The following is a 25,620-nucleotide window of genomic DNA, read 5'->3' as shown; positions in this document are numbered from 1 at the left end:
GCGAAAGTTCGCGCCGACTTGCACCACCTCTTAACCCATCGCGGCTACCCTCTCGCCGATGACGGTTCATCCTGCCTTTCCCGTCGACGGCGTGCCCGTGCCGTCGGGCGCGGCGCCGCTCTGTGTGCGCGTCGTCGATCCGCTGGCGCTGTCGCCCGAGCTGGCGGCGGCGTGGGACGCGCTGGCCGCCGAGGCGAGCGAACCCAACCCCTTTGTCGAACGCTGGTGCCTGCAATCGGCGCTCCACCTGCTCGACCCCGACCGGCGCGCGCGGCTGGTGATGGTGATGGGCGGCAGCGCGGGGCCGCTGATCGGCGTCATGCCGCTCGCGCGCGCCGAGCGCTACGGACGGCTGCCGATTCGCCACGTCACGGGCTGGGCGCATCCCAATCATTTTCTCGGCACGCCGCTCGTGCGCGCGGGGTTCGAGCAGCTCTTCTGGTCGATCCTGCTCGGCTGGTGCGATGCCGCGCGCTGGGCGCAGACGATGCTGCATGCCCCGCGACTGACCGAGGACGGGCCGCTCCACCGCGCGCTCGTCGCGGCGGCGGACGAGCGCGGGGGCGCGGCGCGAACGGTACACCGCGAGGAGCGCGCGCTGCTCGAAAGCAACCTCTCCGCCGAGGCCTATTGGGAGGCGGCGGTGCGCACGAAGAAGCGCAAGGAATTGCGGCGGCAGGCAAACCGGCTCGCCGAGGAGGGCGCGGTTGCCTTTCGTCGCTGGAGCGCGGACGAGGCGCCGGGGCCGTGGATCGACGCCTTTCTCGCGCTCGAGGCGCGCGGGTGGAAGGGGCGCGCGGGATCGGCGCTGGCGTGCGACGGCGGGACCGAGGCGTGGTTCCGCGCGATCGTCGGCGCGGCCGCCGAGGCCGGCAAGCTCGACATGCGTGCGCTCGACCTCGACGGGCGACCGCTCGCGATGCTGGTCAATTTCCTGTGCCCGCCGGGGGGCTTTTCGTTCAAGACCGCGTTCGACGAGGATTATGCCCGCTTTTCGCCGGGTGTGTTGCTCCAACAGGCGAACCTCGACCTGCTTGCCGAGCCGCGCATCGCCTGGGTCGACAGCTGCGCGGCGCCGGGACACCCGATGATCGACAGCGTGTGGCGCGAACGGCGGCGGCTCGTGTGGGTGAACGCGCCGCTGGCGGGGCGCGCCGACCGCTGGCGCTTCGCGGCGCTGACGCGCGCCGAGGATTTATGGCGGCGCTGGAAGGGCGCTGCTGCGGATAAGGGGGACCAGCCATGACCGCACATCAACCGATCGTCGCGCCCGTCTTTCCGGACGAGGCGCTGGCGGCGATGGCCGCGCTTTATCCCGTCAAGGCGGGGCGGCTCGGCCACAGCCTCGGCGATCATCCTTTGTTGACGCTCGAGGCGCTCGCGACGCTCGGCGAACGCCTGCCCGCGGCGCAGGTCGAATATAATCCCGGCGACATTCCCATCGGCATCCGGCCCGAGGACATCCCCTCGAACGGGCTGTCGATCGGCGAGACGATCCGCACGATCGACGCGAACCGGAGCTGGGCGGTGCTCAAGAATATCGAGAGCGAGCCCAAGTATCGCGCGCTGCTGATGGACCTGCTGAGCGAACTCGAGGCTGTCGTCGCGCCGCGCACCGGCGCGATGCTGACGCCGCAGGGCTTTATCTTCATCTCGTCGCCGGGGTCGATCACGCCCTTTCATTTCGATCCCGAGCACAACATCCTGCTCCAGCTTCGCGGGACGAAGGTGATGCACGTCTGGCCCGCGGGCGACGAGCGCTTTGCGAGCCGGGTCGAGCATGAACGCTATCACACCGGCGGCCACCGCAACCTGCCGTGGGACGACGGCTTTCGGGACGGCGCGCAGCAGGTGCCGCTCGCGCCGGGCGATGCGGTGCTGATGCCGGTGATGGCACCGCATTTCGTCGCCAACGGCGATGCGCCGTCAATCTCGCTGTCGATCACCTGGCGCAGCGAATGGAGCTATCGCGAGTCCGAAGCGCACGCCGCCAATGCGGCGCTGCGCCGGCTGGGATTCGACCCCGCAATGCCGCCGCGCTGGCCGCGCCACGCGCGCGCGAAAACACTCGGCTGGCGCGTGTTGCGGCGGCTGCGGCTCGTCGCCTAACGAGGCTGTGACAGATTGCTTTCAATTGCGCGCAATTGCGGCTATGGGCGCGCATCCACGGAATTTGAGCCCATAGAGGATTGATGGCGAAAGAAGAACTTCTGGAAATGCGCGGCCAGGTGGTCGAGCTGTTGCCGAACGCGATGTTCCGCGTGCGGCTCGAAAACGACCACGAGATTCTGGGCCACACGGCCGGAAAGATGCGCAAGAACCGCATCCGCGTATTGGTGGGCGACGAGGTGCTCGTCGAGCTCACCCCTTATGACCTGACCAAGGGTCGGATCACCTATCGCTTCAAGTGATCGGCGCGGCATTGGGTTCGAACCCTGAACATCCCGCGCTCGTACTCGCTTCGACATCGCCGCGCCGGCGCGAACTGCTCGCGCGAATCGGGATCGAACCCGCGCGCATCGCGGCCCCCGACATCGACGAAAGCCCGCTGAAAGGCGAACTGCCGCGTCGCTATGTCGCGCGGCTTGCCGAAGCGAAGGCGCGTGCCGTCGAGCGCGCGGCGGGCGAGGTTGTGCTCGCGGGCGACACCACCGTCGCGGTCGGGCGCCGCATCCTCGAAAAACCGAGAGACGAAGCCGACCTGCGGCGGATGCTCGCGCTGCTTTCGGGGCGGCGGCATCATGTCTGGTCGGGCGTGTGCGTCGTCGATGCCGCGGGCAAGGTTCACGTGCGCGTTGCCGACACGATCGTCGCGTTCAAGGTGCTGAGCGCCAGCGAAATCGACTGGTATGTCGCGAGCGGCGAGGGGATGGGCAAGGCGGGCGGCTATGCCATCCAGGGGCGCGCCGAGATTTTCGTGCGCTTCCTGTCGGGCAGCCATTCGAATGTCGTCGGCCTGCCGCTGTTCGAAACGCGCAGCCTGCTTTCCGCCGCCGGGGTGCCGCTTGGCTGAGTGGCTGTACGAGGCCGGGATCGGCGAGGCGCGCGCCGCGCTCGTCGACGACGGCCGCATCGTCGAGGCGCGGATCGAGCGCGACGACGAGCGCCCGCGCGTCGGCGCGGTCGTCGCTGCGCGGCTGAGCGAAAAGGCGGGGAAGGGCGCCCTTGTGACGCTCGACCTTCCCGGAGCGCCGGTGGCAACGCTGACGGCAGTTCCAGCCAAGACCTCGATCGGCGCCGCGCTGACCGTCGAAATCACCCGCATGGCGCTGCGCGAGCGCGGCCGCGACAAGCCTGCGCGCGCGCGCATTGCGCCCGAGGGGGCGGAGTTCACCGACGGAGCGAGCCTGCGCGAGCGGATCGCGGCGGACGGGGTGCCCGTTGCCGATTTGGGGCCGAGCGATCCCGACCGGCTCGAAGAAGCAGGCTGGTCGGAATTGATCGACGAGGTCCGGCGCGGCCACTGGCCCTTTGAGGGCGGCGCGCTGTGGATCGATTCGACCCCCGCGATGACGGTGATCGACATCGACGGCGCGGGCGATACGCTGGCTCTCGCGCGGGCCGGAGCCATTGCGGCGGCCGCGGCGATTCGCTGCTGCGACATCGGCGGGTCGATCGCGATCGACTTTCCCTCGCTCGCCGGGCGCGCCGAGCGGCAGGAGATCGACGCGCTGGTCGATGCGCAGCTGCCGCAGCCGTTCGAGCGCACGGCGATCAACGGATTCGGCCTGATGCAGATTATCCGCCGCCGGTCGCGGCCTTCGCTGGTCGAGCAAGTCCGCTTCGATGCGGCGCTGGCCGATGCGCTGGCGCTTCTGCGGGTGGCCGAGCGGACGGCGGGAACGGGCGAACTGCAACTCGTGGCGCGCCCGGCCGTTGCCGACCTGTTGAGCGCCCGCGCGGACTGGATCGACATGTTGCAGCGGCGGACCGGGCGCCCGGTTGCGATCCGCGCCGACGCAGCCATGAAAGGACCGGGCCATGCCCAATAGCTCCCCGCGCGTGCGCAGCTGTCCGCTTTGCGGCAAGCCGCGGGCCGACGAATTCAAGCCCTTTTGCAGCCGCGGCTGCCGCGACCGCGACCTCAACCGCTGGTTCGACGAGGGCTATCGCGTGCCCGTCGACCAGTCGCCCGACGGCACCGCGGACGACGATCGCTTCGACGATAGCTGACCGGTCGAAAAGCGTGCGAAAAGCCTCTGGACAGGATGAAATGCCCTGCCTATAGCCGCCGCTCGCCAGCGCGACCGACCGGTCGCAGCGGCCTTGCCCGGGTAGCTCAGTTGGTAGAGCATGCGACTGAAAATCGCAGTGTCGGCGGTTCGATCCCGTCCCCGGGCACCACGACCCTTTTCAGAACGTTTCAGAAAATCCCGGAAGGACCGTTAAGTCGTTCCGTTTCAACGATTTAATCGCGCGCCTCGTCCCAGGGCGTCGCTTTGCATCCCAGCCTCTTTTTGCACAGTTTGGCGGTATCTATCGTCAGCTCGCGAAAGGAGTTACCGCCATGCTCAGTGCAACAGCCGTCGCCCAGGCCCGCCCCAAAGATCATCAGTACAAGCTCTGGGACGAACGCGGCCTCTTTCTGCTCGTCATGCCCAATGGCAGCCGCTACTGGCGTTTCAACTATCGTTTCGCCGGCAAGCGAAAGACCATCTCGCTCGGGGTCTTCCCCGATGTCGGTCTCGCGGTCGCTCGCGACAAGCGCGACGAAGCACGCAGGCTCGTCGCCCTCGGCGAGGACCCCGGCGCTTCCAAACGCCAGCATGCCGCCGCCCTGCAGCTTCGACAGGCCGGGAGCTTCGATGTGGTGGCCGACGAATATATCGAGCGGCTGCGCCTCAAGGGCCGCAGCGAGTCCACCATCGGCAAGAATGTCTGGCTCTTCGACCATGTCCGGCCCGCGCTTGGACGCCGGCTCATGTCGGAGATTTCCGCGCCCGACCTTCTCGCGGTCCTTCGCAAGGTCGAAGCGCGCGGCCGCTACGAAACCGCGAACCGCCTGCGCGGAACCTTGAGCTCGCTCTTCCGCTACGCCATCGCAACGGGGCGCGCCGATCGCGACCCTGCCGCCGATCTTCGCGGCGCGCTGATCACAGCCAAGGTAAAGCATCGGGCAGCCATCACCGATCCCAAGGCGGTGGGAGCATTGCTCCGCGCCGTCGATGGCTATGATGGCAGCGTCCTCGTGCGCATCGCGCTCCAGCTTTCTGCGCATCTGTTCACGAGGCCCGGCGAGCTTCGGCTCGCCGAATGGCGCGAGTTCGACTTCGAGGTCGGCGTCTGGACGATTCCGGCGGAGCGCACGAAGATGCGAAGGCCCCACAAGGTGCCGCTGACAGATCAGGTCATCACCCTGTTCGAACAGCTTGATGAAATTACCGGCGACGGCAGGCTTCTGTTCCCGAGCGTGCGATCGGCGGACCGTGCCATGTCGGACAACACACTCAGTGCCGCGCTGCGCCGGCTCGGCTATGGTTCCGAAGAAATGACCGCCCATGGGTTCCGCGCAATGGCTGCGACGCTACTCAATGAGTGCGGCCTGTGGCATCCCGATGCCATCGAACGCCAGCTCGGCCATGTCGAAGACAATGACGTGCGGCGGGCTTATGTGCGTGGCGAGCATTGGGCCGAGCGGGTCAGGATGATGGATTATTGGTCGAACCGGCTCGACAGTCTCAGGTCCAATGGAAAGGTCGCCGGGCGGCGGTTTCATCGATTTGCGGCGCGCAGGGTTGTGGCGGAGCAATGACGGTACGGTGGCAGCTCTGCGCTGCCGCCTTTAGGCCTGGTTCCGCTACACTGAAATGGAAGACGGCGGCTGCCCGGAGAGATTCTGCTTTTCGGCGCGGACGGAGCTGTTTCGGACATTCTGGCGTTGAAACCGTCCCCGCTTGTCAATCGCCACACCCGCGATTACACACTTGCCCGTGCCGACTTCGCTTGCTCTTGCAATGGATCGCCTGATTGCCACGCTCTGCGTTGCGCTCATGCTGTTCTATGCGGCAACGATACCGGCCAAAGCGGCGAACCAGATCCAGCACATGCCGGGACTGATGATCGCGCACGACCATGATGGCCCCGCCAGCTTCTCGGTCGATACCGTCCACGATTTTCAGGACGCGCATGCCGAGCATCATGAAGACATCGCCGATGGCGAGTCCGGCGATCGCACCGGTGGCGGTCACCATCATCATGGTGACAGCGGCCCCAATCTGCTCGTACCCGAAGCCGCTTCAGGCCAAGTGTGTGCGTTGCTCGCCAGTCTTCACCAGGCGATTCGCGAGCAACATATCGTCGGGCTGCGATCGCCCGGACCCGAACGACCTCCCAGAAGCATCTCGCTGACCGTCTGAGTTCCCGCGCCCATGCGGCGCGGGATGTTTTCACGCCTTTCAGCGAGGCCGCTATCTCATGTTTTCCTTTTATCGTGCGCGCTCCGGCGCGCGTGCCGCGCGTAGAGCCATGCTCTGCGGGGCCGTTCTGCTCGTCCTCGTGGCGCAGCCTGCATCGGCGCAAACTCTGGGCCTCGACGAGGCGCTCTCGCGGGTTGCGACAAGTGATCCTGCCATAGCTGCCAATGCTGCGCGTCTCGAAGCCGCCGACGCCGCGATATTGCAGGCCGACGTGCGCCCGCGCGATGTGATCGGCGTCGACTTCGAGGATTTCGCGGGAACCGGACCCTATTCGCCGCTGAACCGGTCGCAGACGACCGGTTGGTACGAGCGCACGTGGGAACGCGGCGGCAAGCGCGCGGCGCGGATCGGTGCAGCGCGGGCCGATGTTGGAATCGTCGCGGCGCAGAACCGTGTCCGTCTGCTCGACCGCCTTGCGCGCGTGCAGGCGGCTTGGGTCGAGGCGCTTGCCGCCGAGGCCGCGATCCCTGTCGCCGAGGCGAGGCTTGCCAATCTCCAGCGTGTCGAGCTCGATGTGGTGAAGCGCGTTACCGGCGCGCTCGATCCCTGGTTCGCCGCCGAGCGCGCGCGGACCAATGTCGCGCAGGCCGAAATCGCGCTCGAACAGGCACGCGCGAGCGCCCGGAACGCGCGCGCCAATCTCGCGGCCTGGTGGGGAGGCAGCGGCGACTTCAAGCTCGATCCGGCAGTTTTCGAGACCCTCGACCTCGCCGTGCCGCCCAAGGCCGATGCGGCTGACGTCGCCGTTCTCGCCGCGGAGCTGGCGGCGGCCGATGCCAAGGTGAGACTCGCCGAGACCGGGAATGTCGCCGATCCGAGCGGCCGGGTCGGGCTTCGCCACTTTGGCGAGGGGAGCGACGTCGCGATCATGGTCGGGGGCTCGATCCCGCTCGGCACCAAAAATGCCAATCGCGGCAATGTGACGCGGGCACAGGCCGAGAAGCGCGCCATCGAAGCGGATGTCGCGGTGACGCGCGTCGAGATCGAGCGCGAGATCGGCAAGATTGTGGCGGATCGCAAGCTCATCGCGTCCGAGATAAAGCGGATCGATGCCGAGGTGCTGCCGAGCGCGACGCGCGCGGTGCGACTGATCCGCGACGGGCTGGCGCGCGGCGGCACGGCTTTCACCTTCCTTGAATTTGCTCAAGCGCAAGCGGCGGTGTCCGACGCGCGGGCGCAGCGTATCGAACTGCTGCGCCGCTTTCACCTTCTCGGGGTTCGTCTCGACCGGCTGACAGGCCGGCACGCACCCCTGCTCGCCAAAATGGAGACGGCAAGATGACCAAATATCTGCTCGGAGCGACGTCGGCCGTAGCCCTCGTCCTGCTCGTCGGCTGCGGCGAGAGCGCCAGCGACACCAAGGAACCCACGGCGGCAGAAGCCGGCGAATATGAGCGCGGCCCGCATCGCGGGCGGATGCTTCGCGACGGCGATTTCGCGCTCGAGATCACCATCTTCGAGGATGGAGTCGATCCCGAGTTTCGCGTCTACGCCTATCGGAACGACAAGCCGCTCAAGCCATCCGAGGTCAAGCTGACGATGGAACTGGGGCGCCTCGGCGGCAAGATCGATCGCTTCAGCTTCACGCCGCAGGAGGATTTCCTGCGCGGCAGCGGCGTCGTCACCGAACCGCACAGCTTTGATGTCCGCGTCGCGGCGTCGGAAGGCGGGCGCAAACATAAATGGTCCTACGCTTCCTACGAAGGCCGGACCACGATCGCGCCCGAAGCCGCCAAGGCCGGCGGCGTCCAGGTTGAGGCCGCAGGTCCCGCGACCGTCAGCGACCTCATCGACATGGGCGGCCGGATCGAGATCACGCCCGAAGGAAAGGCCGACGTCCGCGCACGGCTGCCAGGGCTGATCGTATCGCTGAACGGCAAGCTCGGTCAGCATGTCCGCCGCGGTCAAGTGCTGGCACGCGTCGAATCGAGCCATTCACTCCAGATTTACACGGTGCCAGCGCCGATCAGCGGCACGATTGTCGAGAAGAATGTCAATGTCGGCGACACAACCGGCGACCGCGCGCTGTTCGTCATCGCCGATCCGACCAAACTCCACGCAGAATTCTTCGTCTATCCGCGCGACGCCGAGCGGGTGCGGGTCGGTCAGCAGGTGAGCCTCCGGAGCCTGTCGGGCGAAGCGCGCTTCCAGGCCGAGGTCGAGGCGGTGCTGCCGACCGCCGATGTCGCAAGCCAGACGATGCTCGCGCATGTCCATCTGCCGCCGGTCGCATCGCGCACATTCCGGCCAGGGATGGGCGTGGAAGGCAGCTTTGCGGTGGCTCAAGCCAATGTCCCGCTCGCGGTGCGGACCAAGGCGATCCAGCGCTTCCGCGATTTCGAGGTCGTCTTCGCCAAGGTCGGCAACACCTATGAGGTGCGGATGCTCGAGATCGGGCGGAGAACGCCCGAATGGACCGAAGTCCTCGGGGGGCTCGCGCCCGGCGAAATCTACGTCGTCGACGGTGCCTTCCTGATCCGCGCCGACATCGAGAAGTCGGGAGCCAGCCATGACCACTGACATCGCCTCGCCACCGGGCAAGGTTCACCTGCTCGAGCGGATGATCGCCGGCGCGATCCGCTTCCGCTGGGCGGTCCTCACCGCCGTCGTCCTGCTGTGCGCGATCGGCGTCTGGAGTTTTCAGCGGCTGCCGATCGACGCCACCCCCGACATCACCAACGTTCAGGTCCAGATCAACAGCGAGGCGGCCGGCTTCTCGCCGCTCGAAGCCGAGCAGCGGGTAACCTTTCCGATTGAGACGGCAATCGCCGGCTTGCCGGGCCTGCAATATACGCGCTCGATCTCACGCTACGGCCTCAGCCAGGTCACCGCGGTGTTCGAGGACGGCACGAGCATCTATTTCGCGCGGCAGCTCATCAACGAGCGGCTGCAATCGGCGCGCGAGCAGCTCCCGCCCGGCGTGACGCCCGAGATGGGGCCGATCGCGACCGGTCTCGGCGAGATTTTCATGTATACGCTCGAAGCCGAACCCGGCGCGAAGAAGCCCGACGGCAGCGCCTACACGCCCGAGGATTTGCGCACGCTGCAGGACTGGGTGATCCGGCCGCAGCTGCGGAGCACGCCGGGGGTGACCGAGGTCAACAGCATTGGCGGCTATGAGCGCCAATATCATGTGACCCCGATCCCGGCGCGGCTCTCGGCCTATGGGCTGACGCTCGGCGATGTCGTGCAAGCGCTCGAACGCAACAATGACAATCGCGGCGCAGGCTATGTCGAGCGCTACGGCGAGCAATATCTCGTCCGCACTCCCGGACAGGCCGCTGGCATCGACGAACTCGGCATGATCATTGTCAGCAACCGAAATGGTGTACCGATCCGTATCGCCGACGTCGCCGACATCGCCATGGGCGAGGAACTGCGCACGGGCGCCGCGACCGAAAATGGCAAGGAGGTCGTGCTCGGTACCGTCTTCATGCTTGCGGGCGAGAACAGCCGCATCGTCGCGCGCGCCGCAGCCGAACGGCTCGAAGTCGCGGCGCGGGCGTTGCCCGCCGGGGTCAAGGCGGTGCCGATCTACGACCGCACCGATCTCGTCGAGCGCGCGGTGTGGACCGTCGAGAAGAACCTCCTCGAAGGCGCCCTGCTGGTTATTGTCGTGCTTTTCCTGCTGCTCGGCAATGTCCGTGCGGCGCTGATCACCGCGGCGGTCATCCCGATCACGATGCTGATGACGATCACCGGGATGGTGCGCGGTGGCATCTCGGGCAATCTGATGAGCCTCGGCGCGCTCGACTTCGGGCTGATCGTCGATGGCGCGGTGATCATCGTCGAAAATTGCCTCCGCCGCTTCGGCGAGGCGCAGCACCGGCTCGGACGCCTGCTCGATCGCGACGAGCGCTTCCAGCTCGCCGCGACGGCGACGTCTGAAGTTATCCGTCCATCGCTGTTCGGGATGTTGATCATCGCGCTCGTCTATGTGCCGATCTTTGCGCTGACGGGGGTCGAGGGCAAGATGTTCCACCCGATGGCGATCACCGTGGTGATGGCGCTGACAGCGGCGCTGATCCTCTCGCTCACCTTTGTGCCGGCAGCCGTCGCGCTGTTCGTCAGCGGCAAGGTCGAGGAGAAGGAAAGCCGGCTGATGGGCTGGGCGCGGCGCCTCTATGCCCCCGCGCTCGACAAGGCGATGCGGCTTCGCACCGCTTTCGTCGCGGGTGCGGTCGCGCTCGTCCTGATCTCGGGTCTCGCCGCAAGCCGGATGGGCTCGGAGTTCGTGCCCAATCTCGACGAGGGCGATATCGCGCTTCACGCGCTTCGTATCCCGGGAACGAGCCTCAGCCAGGCCGTGCAGATGCAGACCGCGCTCGAAGCGCGGATCAAGCAGTTTCCCGAGGTCGACCGGGTGGTGGCGAAGATCGGCACCGCCGAAGTCGCGACCGATCCGATGCCGCCCTCGGTCGCCGACACCTTCATCATCATGAAGGACCGCGCCGACTGGCCGGACCCGCGCAAGCCCAAGGCTGAGCTGGTCCGCGAGCTGCAAGCCGCAGTGGCAGAGATCCCAGGCAACAATTACGAGTTCACCCAGCCGATCCAGATGCGCTTCAACGAACTGCTTTCGGGGGTGCGCGCCGATGTCGCGATCAAGGTCTTCGGCGACGATCTCGATACGCTTCTTGAAGTCGGCCGGCAGCTCGAAGGCGTGGCCTCGCGCATCGAAGGGGCGGCGGACGTCAGCGTCGAACAGGTCACCGGCCTGCCGATGCTGCAAATTACGCCCGATCGCGGCGCGCTCGCGCGCTTCGGTCTCAACGTCGGCGACATTCAGGACGTCGTCGCGGTGTCGATCGGCGGCGTTCAGGCCGGGCAGATTTTCGAAGGCGACCGGCGCTTCCCGATCATCGTTCGCCTGCCCGAGAATGTCCGCGAACGGGTCGACGAGATCGGGCGGCTGCGCATTCCGCTTCCCGCCATCGGTCCATCGGCCGACGTGACGATGGGAGCCGCGCCCGACGCAGGGCTGCGCGGCTTCGTGCCGCTCGCCGATGTCGCGAAGGTCGAGGTCGTCATCGGTCCCAACCAGATCAGCCGCGAGGACGGCAAGCGCCGCGTCGTGGTGACCGCGAATGTGCGCGGCCGCGATCTCGGCTCGTTCATCGAGGAATTGCAGGCCAGGGTCGATGCCGAGGTCGAGGTGCCGTCCGGATACTGGGTCGCCTATGGCGGCACCTTCGAGCAGCTCATTTCGGCGGCGAAGCGCCTGCAAATTGTCGTACCCGCGGCGCTGCTGCTGATCTTCGGACTGCTCTATGCGCTGTTCCGATCGGGCAGGGACGCGGCGATCGTCTTCTCGGGGGTGCCGCTCGCGCTCACTGGCGGCGTCGCCGCGCTTCTCGTTCGCGGCATGCCGCTGTCGATCTCGGCCGGGGTGGGCTTCATTGCCCTGTCCGGGGTGGCGGTGCTCAATGGCGTCGTGATGCTCAGCTTCATCCGCCAGCTGCGCGAGAGTGGAGCCGGGCTGGAAGACGCCATCCGCGAGGGCGCGCTGACGCGCCTGCGCCCGGTGCTGATGACCGCGCTGGTCGCGAGCCTCGGCTTCGTGCCGATGGCGTTCAATGTCGGCGCCGGCGCAGAAGTGCAGCGACCGCTCGCGACCGTGGTGATCGGCGGCATCGTCTCCTCGACGATCCTGACCCTGCTCGTCCTGCCTGCGCTCTACCGCATGGTCCACGGACGCCGAGCGAAAAGCCAGACAACCGAGCCCCCAGCGGCCCGGCCTTTGCCGGTCTGACCGCTCGCCCCGCGCATCTTGCGGTGCGCGGGGCATCCAAGTCGAAGGAGAGAATTCGCATGTTCATCCGAACGACCGCCCCGCCGGGCACCAATATTCGGAGGCTCCTGCTCGCGCTCAGCCTGATCCTGCTCACCCTCGCTGCAGGCGCTGAAGCGTGGGCGCATAACGTCGCCGAGGGCGATAGGGGCTATATTCAGGAAAGCAGCGGCGTCCTCTTCTGGCCGTTCGTTTATCTGGGGGCCAAGCATATGGTCACCGGTTACGACCATCTGCTCTTCCTCTTCGGCGTCATCTTCTTCCTCTACCGGATGAAGGACATCGGTCTTTACGTGACCTTGTTCGCAATCGGTCATTCGACGACGATGCTGTTCGGCGTGCTCACCGGCATCAGCGCCAACGCCTATATCATCGACGCGATCATCGGCCTCTCGGTCGTCTACAAGGCACTCGACAATCTCGGCGCCTATCAGCGCTGGTTCGGCGTCCAGCCGAATACCAAGGCCGCGACCTTGATCTTCGGTTTCTTCCACGGCTTCGGCCTCGCGACCAAGATCATCGAGTTCGAGATTGCAAGCGATGGCCTGATTCCGAACCTGCTCGCCTTCAACCTCGGGGTAGAGATCGGGCAGTTGCTCGCGCTCGGCGCGATTCTCATCCTCATGGGTTATTGGCGCCGCACGCCGAGTTTCATGCGCCACGCCTTCGCCGCCAATGTGCTGCTGATGACCGCGGGATTCGTCCTCGTCGGCTATCAGCTCGGCGGCTTCGCCATTAGCTGATTCAAGGGAAACAACCATGTTCAATAGCCAGAAACCCCAAGTCGACGACTTGCCAACGAGCCGCCAACTTGTGCGCGCAACCGCAATTGCGATCGTCGCGGCAGGCGCGATCCTCGTGGCCGTTGTGCTTCCCAGCGAATATGCGGTCGATCCAACGGGCATCGGCCGCCAGCTCGGCTTCACCCAGATGGGCGAGATCAAGGCCCGGCTTGCAGAGGAAGCCGCAGCCGATGCGGCCGCTGGCGCCGCGCGGGTTGCCCCGGCTTCGCAGGCAGCACCCGCAAAGGTCGCGACGGCAGCCGCGACGGCCGAGTCCTCGCGCTCGGACACGATGCAACTGACCCTCGCGCCGGGCCAGGGTGCCGAGATCAAGGCGATCATGGCGAAGGATGCGCGCCTCACCTTCAACTGGTCGGTCGAAGGCGGCCGCGTCAATTTCGACACGCACGCCGACGCGCCGGGCGTCGATTATCACGGTTACGACAAGGGCAAGGATACAGCGGGAGAGTCCGGCGAGCTTGTCGCCGCCTTCGATGGCAAACATGGCTGGTTCTGGCGCAACCGCTCGGCTCGCCCGGTAACGATTACGCTGCGCACCGAAGGCGCCTATAGCGACCTCCGCCGCGTCGTCTGACGGGGCGGCCTGTCCCCGGCCGACGGCGTCGGGCCGGAGACCATTGCCAGGACTGATCATGCTCGACGTGCTCGCCAACCGTACCTATCGCCACCTCTTCCTTGCCCAGGTCATCGCGCTCGTCGGCACGGGTCTCGCGACCGTCGCGCTCGGGCTGCTCGCCTTCGAGATCGCCGGCGCCAACGCGGGGGCGGTGCTCGGAACGGCGATGGCGATCAAGATGGTCGCCTATATCGGAGTCGCACCGGTGGTTGGCGCCTATACAAGCCGCCTGCCGCGCAAGGCCTTTCTCGTCGCAATGGATGTCGTGCGCGGACTCGTGGCGCTGACCCTCCTGTTCGTCGACCAGATCTGGCAGATTTACCTGCTGATCTTCATCCTTCAGTCGGCATCGGCCGGGTTCACGCCGACCTTCCAGGCGACGATCCCCGACGTTCTTCCGGATGAAAGGGACTATACGAGGGCGCTGTCGCTGTCGCGGCTCGCCTATGACATGGAAAGTCTTGCAAGCCCTGTACTGGCGGCCGCCCTCCTCGGCATCATGAACTTCCACTGGCTCTTCTCGGGCACCGCGATCGGCTTTGCCGGGTCGGCGCTGCTGGTGCTGTCGGTGACCCTGCCGCGAACTGCGGCCAAGGCGCAGCCCGGCGGGATTTACGACAAGACCACGCGGGGCATCCGTCAGTATCTGGGGACGCCGCGCCTGCGCGGTCTCCTTGCCGTCACGCTGGCCGCGGCGGCCGCAAGCGCGATGGTCATCGTCAACACGCCGGTGCTCGTGCGCGGCGCGCTCGGTCTCGGGCAAAGCGAGGTGGCGATCACGCTCGCGGCGTTCGGCGGCGGTTCGATGATCGCGGCGCTGCTGCTGCCGCGTCTCCTCGATCATATCTCCGACCGCAGCATCATGATCGCGGCGGCGGCTTTCATGACTGCCGTCCTGGCCCTGCTCACGGTGGCTTGGGCCGTCACCGACGCGTCGCATCACTGGCCGATCATCTTTCTTGGATGGTTCGCGCTGGGCCTGAGCTATGCGGCAAGCGTCACGCCGGGGGGAAGACTGCTGCGCCGCTCGTCCGGCGCCGAGAATCGCCCCGCCTTGTTCGCCGCGCAATTTGCGCTCAGCCATATATGCTGGCTTGTCGCCTATCCGCTCGCGGGGCAGGTCGGCGCCCGCGCCGGCATGGACGCGGCGCTCGGCGCGAGCGCGGTGCTCGCGCTCGTCGGCACGACCCTCGCAATCCGGATATGGCCGCAAGGCGATCCCGACGTGCTCGCGCACCGCCACGACGACCTGCCGCCCGATCACCCGCATCTCGGCGACCTGATCGAACAAAACATGAGCGGCTCATATTCATTGAGCCGTAACACTGAGTATGATAGTAGCCCGTTGCTGCATGACTAAGAACCCGCGCATCCGCATCTACGCCAACCGCTGGTTCGCCAAGTTCGCGGCCAAGGAAAAGATCGGTGATGCCACGCTTTCTGATGCTGTGCATCGGGCCGAGACCGGCCTGATCGATGCCGATCTTGGCAGTGGCCTTATCAAGCAGCGCATCGCGCGTCAGGGCGGAGGCAAATCGGGCGGTTATCGCTCGATCCTGATCTTCCGCTCGGGCGAGCGGGCCATATTCGTGTTTGCTTTCGCCAAGAGCGACAAGGCAAACCTGAGTGCGGCGGAACTGAAGGTCTATCGCAAGGCCGCCGGCATCATGCTGGAGTTGGGCGATGACCAGATCGAAATGGAAGTTGACGCAGGCCGATTGGTCGAGGTGAAAGACGATGAGTAAGGCTAAGGCAAAGATCTACAAGAGCGAGGCGATGGCCGCGGTCCACGAGATGATGGAGGGTCTTCACGAGGCGGGCAGCATCGACAAGCGCACCATGCGCGAATTTGATGAGGCCTGCCTTGCACCCGCGCCGGTACTCTCGCCGGACGAGATCAAGGCCATCCGCGAGGCGGAGCATGTCTCGCAGCCGGTGTTCGCGCGCTATCTCAATGTGTCGAAGAACCTTGTCTCCGACTGGGAACGCGGCGCGAAGAAACCGGGAGGACCAGCTCTGCGGTTGCTGTCAATCATTCAGCGCAGCGGGCTTGATGCTGTGGCCTGAAATGGGCGGTATTCTGGCTTTTCGGTGCGCAACCACGCAGAACAGGTCACGAAGTCTGCAAATTGTTGGATGAGAGTGAGAAACAGCACTATTCTAGCCGTCGATGATCGACGCATTGATTCTGGCTTCGTCCTTGACCGAACCAGTTGCTCAACCCGAGTCCCAAGGACGACTTGAAATTGTCGTGACGGGCGAGCGTGTCCCGCGCAGCATAATGGAAACCGCTTCAAGTGTTGCGGTTGAAGACAGCCAGACATTAAATGAACAGGCTGTCCCGGACAGGGTCGACCAAATCCTGCAATCAGTGCCGAATGTGCAGCTTGGATCGGGTGGCGAGGGGCCGGTCATCCGGGGGCAGGATTCGACCGGGGTTGTGCGTGATCTCCCCGCGTTTCTGTCCGGCACCCGGCCACGCACAACCATCCGTGTCGATGGCCGGTCAGCAACATATTACGAACTGGCCTTCGGGCTGACCTCAATCTGGGATATCGACCGGGTAGAGGTTTTTCGCAGTCCCCAGACCACGACGCAGGGACGCAATTCAATCGGCGGCGCAATCTTTGTCGAAACCAACGACCCCACCTTTGAATGGGAGGGCCATGCGCGCCTGATCGCAGGCGACTATTCCACCCGGCAAGCTGCGGCAGTGATCTCCGCCCCCCTTGCCGATGACCAGTTGGCGATCCGGCTAAGCGGCGATCTTCGCCGCAGCCGCACATCCAGCAAGATCACCAGCATCGATCCTGACATTGACGCAAACCGTGACGACTCTGAACTCATCCGGGTCAAGTTTCTGGCTGAACCTACGGCCCTGCCGGATACACGCCTTGTTCTCACCTATTCGCATGGCCATTCGTCGATGCCGCAAATCGAAGGTATCAAGCAGAATGAAGCGGTGGGCCTGAAATTCGAGGACCGCCGCGACCCGAACGCGACTTATGGCGTGTTCTCGGTCAAGGTGGATTCGCTGACAGGGCGGTTTGCCTACCAGCCAGCAGGCGGTTTCGAGGCAAAGGCCACGGTCAGCTATGGCAAGGCCGATGTGCACCGTCGCGCGCCTTCGGGATTCGGCGATGCGCATATCAATGCCAAGGACTATTCGGTTGAGCCGGTTTTAGCCTGGCATTCGGACGAGGGTTGGAACCTGACCGGCGGCATGAACTATACTCGTGCAACCCAGGACCAGACGATCAACCTTGCTGCGTTTCCGCGAGCGCAAGGGATCGGTGCGTTTTCAGATACTCAGAACAGTCTGGGATTTTTCGGCGAAGGCGAAATCCCGCTAAGCTCGAATGTAATCCTAACGCTTGGCCTTCGTTACCAGTATGACAAACACGTGCGGCAGGGGTTGCTAAGTGGGAATGCAATCACATTGCCGCTGGATTACGATCGAACTTTCACGGCATGGCTGCCGAAAGCTTCTGTAGCATGGGATATCACACCAGATTTACGGGTCGGCGTGCTGGCGCAGCGGGCATTCAATCCGGGCGGGGTCAACCTCAATCTGGCGACCGCGCAGGTTGAATCCTTCGTTGCCGAACACTTGTGGGATTACGAGCTGTTCGCGCGCGCTCGGCTTGCCGACGGCAGGCTGGTGCTCACAGCCAATGTGTTTCGATACGATATGACCGAGACCCAGCGTTCAACTGCCATCCCCGTTGTTCTGCCCGGTGGCCAAGTCACCACGATTGCTCGGGTAGATAATTCGCCTCGCGCATGGTCCAAGGGTGCAGAGGTCGAGCTGGACTGGCGACCATCATCGAAGCTTCATCTGCGCGGGGCTGTTGGCTTGCTCGACACCAGGATCACACGAACCGTTGCTCCCACCGATTTGACGCTTGGCAAACAGTTTCAGCGATCTCCGCATTTCAGCGGATCGGCGTCAGCGACGTGGACACCGCTAGAATCTGTTATGCTTTCGGCGCAGGTGAGACACAACAGCAGCTATTTCAGCGACGATCTGGAAACTGCTGCGCAGCGGGTCAGTGCGTCCACCACAATCGATGCCAAGGCCTCGTGGACATGGCAGAGAATCACGATGTTCGGCTATGTTCGTAACCTGTTTGATGAGTTTCATCTTACTTACCGGTTCACCGATCCGGCTAGCGCTACGGCGGGTGACCCTCGCGAGTGGGGCCTTGGCTTAGAGATGCGTTTCTGATCCCAACTCGCCCCTCTCGCGCCATTCGAGGGATTCGCCTAAACAAGGCTTGTGGAAGAAGTATCCGAATCAGCAACACTTGACTCCGGCGCGGCAATCCAGCTTGCTAAGCGCGACGATTTCCCAATCGGGAATATCAGTATCCGGCCTTCCTTGCGTCAAGCGGAAGGGCCATCGGGGGCGGCTACCGGAGAACCCAGAGTCGTTCAGGTGCTCGTCGCGCTGGCCGATGCGAAGGGCGCGGTGCTCTCTCGGGAAGACCTTTTGCAGATTTGCTGGGAGGGGCGGATCGTCGGCGACGATGCGATCAATCGCGCGGTGGCCGAAGTGCGCAAAATCCTTCTGGCGACGGGAGCTAATTTCGAAGTCGAAACAATACCGCGGGTCGGATATCGGATCAACAGTGTGGATTGGCAGAGCCAAATTGTCGGCAAAGCCCAAGCGTCAGGGAAGACCGTAAGCCGACGAAATCTGATTGTGGGTGGCATTGCCGCAACCGTTCTTGTCGCAGGTGGCAGCGCAGGGCTCATTTACCGCAATCGGCAAGTGGAGATCAACAGACTGATAGAACGTGGCCGCGTGCTTCGTTCGTCGGGCATTCCCGACGGCCAAAAACAGGCCGAAGTTGTCTTCAGGCAAGCAATCGCTCTCGATCCGCAAAGAGCCGACGCCTGGGGGTGGCTGGCCGTCGTATTGCCCGATCCCGTTGCGGAACGCGAAGCTGCGCAACGTGCACTCGCGCTCGACCCCAGGGAGCCGAACGCTCGTACCGTAATCGCGTACCTGCAACGTGATCTGGACGACTGGACGAAGTGGGAAGATGCCTTGCTTGGCGTACTGAACGATGCGCCGAACAGCGCCGTCGCTCTGGATCACGTTACGCTGTTCTATCAGGGCATGGGGCGTTGCAAGGATTCTTTGCTAGCCAACGAACGTGTAATCAAGGTCGAGCCGTTCGAGCCATCGCACCAAGCTCGCCGGGCACTCAAATACTGGATATTCGGCAACGTCGGCGATGCCGACAAGGTTGCCAATCGTGCCCTTGAGCTATGGCCGCATGACCCGAGTGTTTGGAATGCGCGAATGCTGATCTATGCCTGTACCAACCGCGCGCCTGCGGCATTGGCCCTGCTTGACGACAAAGCCGTTCGCCCTAGCGATCTCAAATCGCCAAGCATCGAGTCCTGGCATGCCGGGTTAGAAGCTATCGCGAGCCGTACACCACAAGCCATTGCGTCTGCGGTTGAGATATGCACCCAGACAGCTTCCCTTGCGCCTGGACTTGCTGCCAATGCGATCATGTTGTTTTCATATCTGGGTGAGCTCGATGCTGCCTATCGTGTTGCTGAAGGTCTGTTCGAGGGGCGCGGCACGGCGGTCCAGCAAATGAGAGGGGCGGGGATCAACGACATCTATTCCGCACCCGACTGGGCGCGCACGCAATTCCTGTTCATCCCTGCCACGGACGCGTTTCGGGAGGACTCTCGCTTTCCAGACCTATGCCAGCGGCTGGGACACGTCGCCTACTGGCGCAGGCGAGGCATCTGGCCCGATCCCTTCGTGCGCGGTGCGCTTGATCCTGCCAAATTGGGTTGATCGCCGAACCATCGGCAATCCATCGGCAGAATAGCGGCATCCCTTCATTCACGCTTCCCGCTGAATTCGCGATACTTTCGTCGAAATTCAACAGGGAGCCAGACCATGAAGAAAGGCATTCGATCAGCCGCACTTGTACTCGCCGTCGGGATGTATTCCACGACAGCCTACGCCTCGGATGAAGGCGATTGGTACGTCGCAGCGTCCGGCACCGCCTCACTACTCAACGATTCCCACACCGTCATCGGCCCAATCCCCGTACCGCCCGGCTACGCCGAAACGGAAAACAGGATGGATACGGGTTACGGCGCTCAATTGGCGATAGGACGACGCATCGGCAATGCGCGGGTCGAGATCGAGGGCGGCTACACCGACAACAAGTCGAAGCACTACACCGCAATCGTACCGCCAACCGGCGATATCGCATCCGAAGGTGGGCATAAGGCGTGGCGAGCGATGGCCAATGTCTACTACGATTTCGGAAGCGGCGATTTCCGCCCCTATCTCGGCGGAGGTATCGGATACGCCGACATCAAGGCCCGCTTCTTTGCCGCTCGCGCCCCTTTCCCGAACGAAGCGCCATTCCTGATCATGAACGATCACAAGGGTGAATTCGCATATCAAGCGATGGCGGGCGTCGCCTACCAGCTATCGGCGCGCGTGGCGCTAACGGCGCAGTACCGCTGGCTGAGCGCTGGCAAGGTCCATTTTCGCGATCTAGCCGGCGTCGGGCACGTCCGCGAACACAAGGGTTCCAACATCGACGTCGGCATTCGGTTCGGATTTTGACCAGAGCAATACGAGATCAAGGAGGGTGAAATGCAGCGCTTGTTTGTCAGCAAGGCAGTCGCGCTAGCGGTCACGACCACGGCCCTGTCCGCTTGTGGCGGTGGAGGTTCAGGCGGCATCGTCTCGGCACCACCTCCACCGGTCGCGACGCCATCGCCAACTCCCACCCCTGCGCCGACAAACGTACCTGTCACAATCTTCGCCAATCCAACGCCACAAGAATACGCAGCGGTTGGTGTCAGCACGACGAGTGCGGGCGATGGGTACACGCCGGTAGCGCAGGATGCCAAGCTGACCGACGTATCCTTCGCCCCCTCTCAGCAGTCGAAAATTCGCTACAATGCGGCAGGCTATTACGAAGTGCAGCTTCCTGGCGCCACATACGATCGCCTGATCCACTACAAGGGACTGGCCAATCCAACGCCGGATAACAACTTCTTCCAGACCGCATCCGCGCCGCAAAATCATGCGACCTTCATAACGCGCCGATCTACGGATTTGGGCTTTACCTATTCTGAACTGGCGAATTGGACTGATGCAAGCACCGGGCGCATCGGATACCTCGCCTTCGGCACACCTACGCCCGTATCCGCAATCCCGGTTTCGGGAACCGCGACCTATCGCGGCGTAACATCCGGGCAGGTCGATATCACCTATTTCAACGGTCTGTACGGCGGGTATTATTTCGGCGGGATCGACGGCTACACGACATTGAATGTCGATTTTGCCCGGAGCTTGCTGACGGGCTCTCTTGAGCTTTACGTACCGGATGGGATGAACCCGCGTCCTGTCGGCACCTACACGACACTGCCAATCGCCCTAGCGTCAGGTACCAACTCCTTTTCCGGCCGGTTCGACACCAGCCAATCCGGCTTCAACCAGTTCAATGGCCTGTTCACCGGGCCATCGGCGCAGGAAGCCATCGGTTCCTGGGCCTTGCCCCTGATGATCGATGGTCAACCTCATCAGGCCATCGGCGCATGGATTGCGAAGCGAGAAAACTGAACCGGGAACGCAGAGGTAGGCAGGGTTTACGTGCCTCACGTCGCGTCAAGAGCGACAGTGACAGGTTGGCCTTTGTTCTCTTTGCGATCACTTGCGGCACTGCAGTCCTATCGCATTCCACTCCAGCGGTTGCATCCGACTCTGGCAACCGAGATGATCAGGCCGTCAAACTGGATGCGGGGCAGCTTCTTGCTTTGGCCGCGCGAGCGCAGGAAGCGGGTGATGCTGTTACCGCTGAACTTGCATATCGCGCGCTCTTTGCTGACCCGTCGGTCGAGGTACGCAGTGAGGCAAGTTTCCGTCTCGCAAACCTGTTTGTGAAACAAGGGCGCCTTGGCGAAGCTGCGGTCCTGCTTCGTAACATTCTCGACGAACAGCCTCAGGCCCAAAGGGTGCGGCTCGAACTCGCCCATATCCTCGACCAATTGGGCGATGAGGCAGGCGCACGCCGGGCCCTTCGAGAGGCACAAGCCGGAGGATTACCACCCGACGTGGCACGCATTGTCGATCGCTATTCGGCAGCGCTGCGTGCTCAAAAGCCGGTCGGTGCGAGCCTAGATATCGCCCTTGCGCCCGACAGTAACATCAACCGCGCAACCCGGTCGAACACCCTCGGGACGGTCCTTGGCGACTTCGTTCTCGATGACGAGGCAAAGCAACGCACAGGCCTTGGTCTGGCCTTGCGCGGACAGGTATATGCGCGGCTTCCCGTCGACAATTCGATCAATCTATTCGGTCGAATCTCCGGCTTTGCCGATCTCTATCGCGACGCGGAATTCAACGACATCGCGTTGGCCCCTACGCTTGGCCCGGAGATTCGAAGCGGTGCAGATCGCATATCGTTTGAGGTAGGTGGGCTATGGCGCTGGTTTGGCGGGAAAGCTTATTCAAGTGCTGCGACTGTTGGCCTGAACTACTTTCATCCGCTTGGACGAAAGGCACAGTTGCGCAGTGCAGCGGCTGTGGCATTCGTGGACAACCGCTTCAACGCTTTGCAGGATGGACGGACCTACTCAGCCTCGCTCAGCTATGAACGCGCCTTGTCAAACCGCGCAGGCGCAGGGGTCACACTTTCAGTGGACCGGCAGGCACTGCGCGATCCAGGATATTCCACATGGGCCGGACAAGTCGCACTATTTGTTTACCGCGAGACTGGACCGGTCACATTGGTTGCCGCGGCAAGCTATGGTCGACTTAGAGCCGACGAACGTCTTCTGTTGTTTCCTGAAACGCGATCAGACCGGCTCTATCGCGCGAGCCTGGGCGCAACATTTCGCAACTTTCGCATCGGCACATTTGCACCGTTCATGCGCGCAACATATGAACGAAACCACAGCACAGTCGAGATTTACGATTACCGCAAGGTGCGTACGGAAATAGGGGTCACAAGGGCGTTTTGAGGCAACCGATTTCGTACCAAGCCTGATCGATTGGAAGCGGCCCAGCGAGCATCGAACCGCTTCTGCATTTGGAGTGTAGTTCCACGGCACCGGATGGCCATCTGCTACAAATGCGCCAGTTTGAGGACAGGAATTTTTGACGGAACAGCTATCCATCAAGCGCCGGATGGGCTACAAAATCCGCGTGAAACCAATCCCTTTGCCGTCAGAAATCGGGCGGGGAAGTGGTCGATCACAAGGGTCCAGATCGGGAACAACTTCGCGCACACCGAAACCGGCAAGGGTTTCGACCGGCCCCCTTTCGCGCCGCTGTTCGCGCGGCTGCTCGAACTCCCCGATCCGGTGGTTATGGAGATCGTGGCGATCGTCATGGGCGAGACCTTGGCGGCGGGCAGCGAGGCGGTCGAGATGATCGGTCTTCATCTCGGCACCGATATGCGCAAGCATTGGCAAGCCGACGCGGCGTTCTTCGACCAGCTGCGCGACCGCGAAGTGCTGCTCGCCATCACCGGCGAGGTCGCAGGCGCCGAGGTAGCGGCGGCGAACGCCGGTGAGAAGGCGAAGGCCTTGAAGACGATCATCGCCGATTGCCTTGCGGGGACCAACGGGCGCGCCAAGGCCGAGCCGTGGGTGCCGCAATGGATGGCGTTTCCGCCCGCCGCCTACACGTCGCGTGGCGGGGTCGGCAGCGTGAAGGCGGCGGCGCGGGTGGCGTTCGCGCTTTCTGCGAGCGCCGATGCCGATCCGGTCGAGCAGGATTGCGCGTCGGTTGACGAGGAGACGCCGCTTGCGGCGTGAGGGCAGGGAGGGCGGCTTCGGTCGCCCGCCCATTTTGTGCGCGCTGAAATTGTCGCGCCGGCCTTGGCTACCGGCGCGGCGATATTCGCTGGGGGCGCGCCGCCGCCACAGGCGGCATCGGCACGCCGTAAGAAGAAGGGCGGCGCGAGTGTCTCGCGCCGCCCCGCGATGGCGTGCCATCGCCCCCGCCGCCGGTTGCAGACGGGTCGCGGTGTCTGCATCCGGCGGTGAACTGCTGCGGTCAGCTTAGGGCCGCGTTCGTCTCGACGCTGCGACAATCGGCGCGGCGCGAGCAGATTGCGGTGCGAATGCCTGCGAATTTAGCGCCCCGCACGCTTGACGCTTCGATATGGGACTGTCGGGTGCAGGACTCTTTAACGCCGATCGGCGATTACGGATTTTCGGGCGAGCGTAAGCGAGAGGGGCGGCTTGCTTGCTTATCGACGTCCATTCTCCACCGAGCCGCCCTCGTCCCTGCTGCGCAGCAGCACCATCCCGGCGACGGGCGATCTGACCTGGACCGGCGCGGGCCCCCGCAAAAGTGCGGACGGCGCGATTATTTCGACAAGCTGCGCGACGAAGTATCGCTCCTGCACGCGGCGATTGAAGGCCTCACGGCCGCGAAGGAGAAGCTGCCCGACTACGCGCCGACGCTTCGCAAGATCGAGGCGCGTCTCGATCGGATCGATCAATGGCATGCTCATATTGCGGACAAGCCCGCGTTGCAGCTCACCCCGGCGGTGATGGCCGACGAGTTCGGGAAACGCGCCGTCGAGGTTCGTGCCGAGGACCGGAGGCTCATCGGCGACATGCGCAGCGAGATAGCACGCGCGATCGGCGAACTCGACGGGCAGGCGCGGGCTGTTGCGTCCCATGTGCCGCGCGCGCTCAGTACCCAGGCTCAGAAGCAGCGGCAGATCCAGGTAGGCGTCGCCGGGTTCATCGCCGGCATCCTTCTCTGGTCCTTCCTTCCCGGCGCAATTGCGCGGTCGCTTCCCGAAAGTTGGGGTGTGCCGCAGTGGATGGCCGAGCGGACGATTGGCGAGACCGACGCGCGCGCGGTGCCGAGGCCGGAGGAGTAGCTCGCAATTGCGGCGGCCGATCTGGCCGTCGGAACCTTGCCGCTCCCGATCGGCGTTGCAGCAGGACGATGTTCTGAGCGCGCATCGAGGTCGTAGCGAGTCCTGCTGCCCTGACATTGCTGGCAGTCAGTTGCCGCTGCTTCCTGTTCCAGGCGGCAACGTGCCCAGCCAGGCAACCAGTCCCAGTATCGTCAGTGCAGCACCACCTTCGACAAGCAGGCTTCGGCGCAATGCGGCAACTTCGCTGGCCAGGCTTCGCGCGGAGCCCAGTGTCGACGCGGTGCCCTGAAATTGCTTGAGTGCCGGTACCAATCGCCACCGATTGGCTGCTGCGATGGCGAGCATGATCGAGAAGAGAATGAGCTTTGCGAGGAGCAGTCGCCCATATGGCGATGCGTGCGCGCTCGAAAGACCCGGGATCCCAATAGTCATCTGGGTGTTGATCAACCCGGTCGCAGCGATAAGGAGCACGCAGATCGTTCCTGTTCGCGAAAATCTTTCGAGACTGCGACCCGCCACTTCGAGTCTTGGGGACTCCGGTGCAGCGGGTCTCGGCGCCAGCCACAGAAGAAAGCCCGCAATCGCGCCGACCCAAATGGCGGCTGCGATCATGTGTACAATGTCACTTATGCGGTGCAACGATCCGCCAGCTCCTTCGGAGGCGCCGGCATGGCCCGTCCATACAAGGCTTGCGAGCGCAAATGCGCCGGCTGTCGCTGCGACAATGGCCGCACCTGTCGGGCGCTGCCGCAAGCTGAATGTGGCGGCGAGCGCCACCAGAAGCGCCGCGTTTCTCGCCAGCCAGGCAACCCCCATATCGGTCTGAACAATCAGCTCGCCGACCGACGCTGCTTCAAGATCAAGGATGCCCACCCCGAACATCGACGCTGCGAGAACCGCAAAGCCGAGCGTCGATACGGCAAGCCCGGCGACGCAAAGCCATCGTTCTGCGCGCCAGATTCGTTCGGTCAACACGGGATTCCGCCGTTCGTCGGCGTCAAGCGCATGTAGGGCAAAAGCCGCAAGCCCCGCGATCAGCATCAGGTCCGCGTACAGCGCGAACCGGATGCCGATCAGGATGGGGTCGCCCATGTAC

Annotated in this window: 24 protein-coding genes and 1 tRNA gene; 24 read left to right on the top strand and 1 reads right to left on the bottom strand. The window is 64.0% G+C overall.

Annotated elements, in window-relative coordinates; all coding sequences use genetic code 11:
- The first annotated feature begins 58 nt into the window (after positions 1–58).
- The 24 genes from JI743_RS04890 (at position 59) to JI743_RS04775 (ending at position 24,524) form a co-directional block, all read left to right on the top strand.
- Positions 59–1,246 (top strand): GNAT family N-acetyltransferase, encoded by a 1,188-nt coding sequence (locus JI743_RS04890; RefSeq protein ID WP_201926472.1) that lies wholly within the window; start codon positions 59–61, stop codon positions 1,244–1,246.
- Positions 1,243–2,109, top strand: a complete 867-nt coding sequence (locus tag JI743_RS04885; protein ID WP_201926470.1) for a cupin-like domain-containing protein — start codon at positions 1,243–1,245, stop codon at positions 2,107–2,109. The genes JI743_RS04890 and JI743_RS04885 overlap by 4 nt, the downstream gene beginning before the upstream one ends.
- Positions 2,110–2,192: 83 nt before the next feature.
- Positions 2,193–2,411 (top strand): translation initiation factor IF-1, encoded by a 219-nt coding sequence (infA, locus tag JI743_RS04880; protein ID WP_003049127.1) that lies wholly within the window; start codon positions 2,193–2,195, stop codon positions 2,409–2,411.
- A gap of 11 nt (positions 2,412–2,422) precedes the next feature.
- On the top strand, positions 2,423–3,013 hold the full coding sequence (locus JI743_RS04875) for a Maf family protein (protein ID WP_201927310.1): 591 nt from the start codon (positions 2,423–2,425) through the stop codon (positions 3,011–3,013).
- The gene (locus JI743_RS04870; RefSeq protein ID WP_201926468.1) at positions 3,006–3,992 is read left to right on the top strand and encodes a ribonuclease E/G; all 987 of its coding nucleotides are present in this window, start codon (positions 3,006–3,008) and stop codon (positions 3,990–3,992) included. Before JI743_RS04875 ends, JI743_RS04870 begins: the two co-directional genes overlap by 8 nt.
- Entirely contained in the window at positions 3,982–4,173 is a 192-nt protein-coding gene (locus JI743_RS04865; protein WP_201926466.1) for a DNA gyrase inhibitor YacG, read from the top strand. Before JI743_RS04870 ends, JI743_RS04865 begins: the two co-directional genes overlap by 11 nt.
- A 95-nt stretch (positions 4,174–4,268) precedes the next feature.
- A tRNA-Phe gene (locus JI743_RS04860) sits at positions 4,269–4,344 on the top strand.
- 163 nt (positions 4,345–4,507) lie between these two features.
- Positions 4,508–5,752 carry a tyrosine-type recombinase/integrase gene (locus JI743_RS04855; protein ID WP_201926464.1) on the top strand — a complete coding sequence of 415 codons (1,245 nt, stop codon included), beginning with the start codon at positions 4,508–4,510 and terminating at the stop codon, positions 5,750–5,752.
- Positions 5,753–5,954: 202 nt separating this feature from the next.
- Complete coding sequence (locus JI743_RS04850) at positions 5,955–6,356, top strand: hypothetical protein (RefSeq protein ID WP_201926461.1); 402 nt, start codon at positions 5,955–5,957, stop codon at positions 6,354–6,356.
- A 109-nt stretch (positions 6,357–6,465) separates the two neighbouring features.
- The gene (locus tag JI743_RS04845; RefSeq protein WP_236659688.1) at positions 6,466–7,698 is read left to right on the top strand and encodes a TolC family protein; all 1,233 of its coding nucleotides are present in this window, start codon (positions 6,466–6,468) and stop codon (positions 7,696–7,698) included.
- Positions 7,695–8,936, top strand: a complete 1,242-nt coding sequence (locus JI743_RS04840; protein ID WP_201926457.1) for an efflux RND transporter periplasmic adaptor subunit — start codon at positions 7,695–7,697, stop codon at positions 8,934–8,936. Before JI743_RS04845 ends, JI743_RS04840 begins: the two co-directional genes overlap by 4 nt.
- Positions 8,926–12,168, top strand: a complete 3,243-nt coding sequence (locus JI743_RS04835; protein WP_330901897.1) for an efflux RND transporter permease subunit — start codon at positions 8,926–8,928, stop codon at positions 12,166–12,168. The genes JI743_RS04840 and JI743_RS04835 overlap by 11 nt, the downstream gene beginning before the upstream one ends.
- 59 nt (positions 12,169–12,227) lie before the next feature.
- Positions 12,228–12,950 carry a HupE/UreJ family protein gene (locus tag JI743_RS04830; protein ID WP_201926455.1) on the top strand — a complete coding sequence of 241 codons (723 nt, stop codon included), beginning with the start codon at positions 12,228–12,230 and terminating at the stop codon, positions 12,948–12,950.
- Between the two features lie 16 nt (positions 12,951–12,966).
- Positions 12,967–13,584, top strand: coding sequence for a transmembrane anchor protein (locus JI743_RS04825; RefSeq protein ID WP_201926453.1), 618 nt, complete (start codon positions 12,967–12,969; stop codon positions 13,582–13,584).
- A gap of 58 nt (positions 13,585–13,642) precedes the next feature.
- Positions 13,643–14,986 carry an MFS transporter gene (locus JI743_RS04820; protein WP_201926451.1) on the top strand — a complete coding sequence of 448 codons (1,344 nt, stop codon included), beginning with the start codon at positions 13,643–13,645 and terminating at the stop codon, positions 14,984–14,986.
- Positions 14,979–15,371 carry a type II toxin-antitoxin system RelE/ParE family toxin gene (locus JI743_RS04815; protein ID WP_236659687.1) on the top strand — a complete coding sequence of 131 codons (393 nt, stop codon included), beginning with the start codon at positions 14,979–14,981 and terminating at the stop codon, positions 15,369–15,371. The genes JI743_RS04820 and JI743_RS04815 overlap by 8 nt, the downstream gene beginning before the upstream one ends.
- The gene (locus JI743_RS04810) at positions 15,364–15,693 is read left to right on the top strand and encodes a helix-turn-helix domain-containing protein (RefSeq protein WP_201926449.1); all 330 of its coding nucleotides are present in this window, start codon (positions 15,364–15,366) and stop codon (positions 15,691–15,693) included. Before JI743_RS04815 ends, JI743_RS04810 begins: the two co-directional genes overlap by 8 nt.
- Before the next feature lie 103 nt (positions 15,694–15,796).
- Positions 15,797–17,854, top strand: a complete 2,058-nt coding sequence (locus tag JI743_RS04805; protein ID WP_201926447.1) for a TonB-dependent receptor — start codon at positions 15,797–15,799, stop codon at positions 17,852–17,854.
- 51 nt (positions 17,855–17,905) lie between these two features.
- Entirely contained in the window at positions 17,906–19,450 is a 1,545-nt protein-coding gene (locus JI743_RS04800; protein ID WP_201926445.1) for a winged helix-turn-helix domain-containing protein, read from the top strand.
- 105 nt (positions 19,451–19,555) lie between these two features.
- Positions 19,556–20,239 carry an outer membrane protein gene (locus JI743_RS04795; protein WP_201926443.1) on the top strand — a complete coding sequence of 228 codons (684 nt, stop codon included), beginning with the start codon at positions 19,556–19,558 and terminating at the stop codon, positions 20,237–20,239.
- A gap of 30 nt (positions 20,240–20,269) precedes the next feature.
- Positions 20,270–21,244 carry a transferrin-binding protein-like solute binding protein gene (locus JI743_RS04790; protein WP_201926441.1) on the top strand — a complete coding sequence of 325 codons (975 nt, stop codon included), beginning with the start codon at positions 20,270–20,272 and terminating at the stop codon, positions 21,242–21,244.
- Between the two features lie 65 nt (positions 21,245–21,309).
- The gene (locus JI743_RS04785; protein ID WP_236659686.1) at positions 21,310–22,644 is read left to right on the top strand and encodes a surface lipoprotein assembly modifier; all 1,335 of its coding nucleotides are present in this window, start codon (positions 21,310–21,312) and stop codon (positions 22,642–22,644) included.
- 30 nt (positions 22,645–22,674) lie between these two features.
- Positions 22,675–23,442: a hypothetical protein gene (locus JI743_RS15315; protein WP_201926437.1), complete on the top strand. Its 768-nt coding sequence runs from the start codon at positions 22,675–22,677 to the stop codon at positions 23,440–23,442.
- Between the two features lie 227 nt (positions 23,443–23,669).
- Positions 23,670–24,524: a hypothetical protein gene (locus tag JI743_RS04775; protein ID WP_201926435.1), complete on the top strand. Its 855-nt coding sequence runs from the start codon at positions 23,670–23,672 to the stop codon at positions 24,522–24,524.
- Between the two features lie 126 nt (positions 24,525–24,650).
- Here the strand turns inward: JI743_RS04775 and copD are convergent, their stop codons facing one another.
- Entirely contained in the window at positions 24,651–25,616 is a 966-nt protein-coding gene (gene copD, locus JI743_RS04770; RefSeq protein WP_201926433.1) for a copper homeostasis membrane protein CopD, read from the bottom strand.
- Positions 25,617–25,620: the final 4 nt, after the last annotated feature.

The sequence above is a fragment of the Sphingopyxis jiangsuensis genome, from assembly GCF_016734905.1.
Lineage (GTDB): Bacteria > Pseudomonadota > Alphaproteobacteria > Sphingomonadales > Sphingomonadaceae > Sphingopyxis > Sphingopyxis jiangsuensis.
Note: the sequence above shows the minus strand (reverse complement) of the source record. Positions and strands in the feature narration are given on the sequence as shown.

What these genes read in the sequence shown, in the direction of transcription:
- JI743_RS04890 (WP_201926472.1), top strand. Translation starts at nt 59, where the DNA reads ATGACGGTTCATCCTGCCTTTCCCGTCGACGGCGTGCCCGTGCCGTCG.
- JI743_RS04885 (WP_201926470.1), top strand. Translation starts at nt 1,243, where the DNA reads ATGACCGCACATCAACCGATCGTCGCGCCCGTCTTTCCGGACGAGGCG.
- infA (WP_003049127.1), top strand. Translation starts at nt 2,193, where the DNA reads ATGGCGAAAGAAGAACTTCTGGAAATGCGCGGCCAGGTGGTCGAGCTG.
- JI743_RS04865 (WP_201926466.1), top strand. Translation starts at nt 3,982, where the DNA reads ATGCCCAATAGCTCCCCGCGCGTGCGCAGCTGTCCGCTTTGCGGCAAG.
- JI743_RS04855 (WP_201926464.1), top strand. Translation starts at nt 4,508, where the DNA reads ATGCTCAGTGCAACAGCCGTCGCCCAGGCCCGCCCCAAAGATCATCAG.
- JI743_RS04850 (WP_201926461.1), top strand. Translation starts at nt 5,955, where the DNA reads ATGGATCGCCTGATTGCCACGCTCTGCGTTGCGCTCATGCTGTTCTAT.
- JI743_RS04845 (WP_236659688.1), top strand. Translation starts at nt 6,466, where the DNA reads ATGCTCTGCGGGGCCGTTCTGCTCGTCCTCGTGGCGCAGCCTGCATCG.
- JI743_RS04840 (WP_201926457.1), top strand. Translation starts at nt 7,695, where the DNA reads ATGACCAAATATCTGCTCGGAGCGACGTCGGCCGTAGCCCTCGTCCTG.
- JI743_RS04835 (WP_330901897.1), top strand. Translation starts at nt 8,926, where the DNA reads ATGACCACTGACATCGCCTCGCCACCGGGCAAGGTTCACCTGCTCGAG.
- JI743_RS04830 (WP_201926455.1), top strand. Translation starts at nt 12,228, where the DNA reads ATGTTCATCCGAACGACCGCCCCGCCGGGCACCAATATTCGGAGGCTC.
- JI743_RS04825 (WP_201926453.1), top strand. Translation starts at nt 12,967, where the DNA reads ATGTTCAATAGCCAGAAACCCCAAGTCGACGACTTGCCAACGAGCCGC.
- JI743_RS04820 (WP_201926451.1), top strand. Translation starts at nt 13,643, where the DNA reads ATGCTCGACGTGCTCGCCAACCGTACCTATCGCCACCTCTTCCTTGCC.
- JI743_RS04815 (WP_236659687.1), top strand. Translation starts at nt 14,979, where the DNA reads ATGACTAAGAACCCGCGCATCCGCATCTACGCCAACCGCTGGTTCGCC.
- JI743_RS04810 (WP_201926449.1), top strand. Translation starts at nt 15,364, where the DNA reads ATGAGTAAGGCTAAGGCAAAGATCTACAAGAGCGAGGCGATGGCCGCG.
- JI743_RS04805 (WP_201926447.1), top strand. Translation starts at nt 15,797, where the DNA reads ATGATCGACGCATTGATTCTGGCTTCGTCCTTGACCGAACCAGTTGCT.
- JI743_RS04795 (WP_201926443.1), top strand. Translation starts at nt 19,556, where the DNA reads ATGAAGAAAGGCATTCGATCAGCCGCACTTGTACTCGCCGTCGGGATG.
- JI743_RS04790 (WP_201926441.1), top strand. Translation starts at nt 20,270, where the DNA reads ATGCAGCGCTTGTTTGTCAGCAAGGCAGTCGCGCTAGCGGTCACGACC.
- copD (WP_201926433.1), bottom strand. Translation starts at nt 25,616, where the DNA reads ATGGGCGACCCCATCCTGATCGGCATCCGGTTCGCGCTGTACGCGGAC.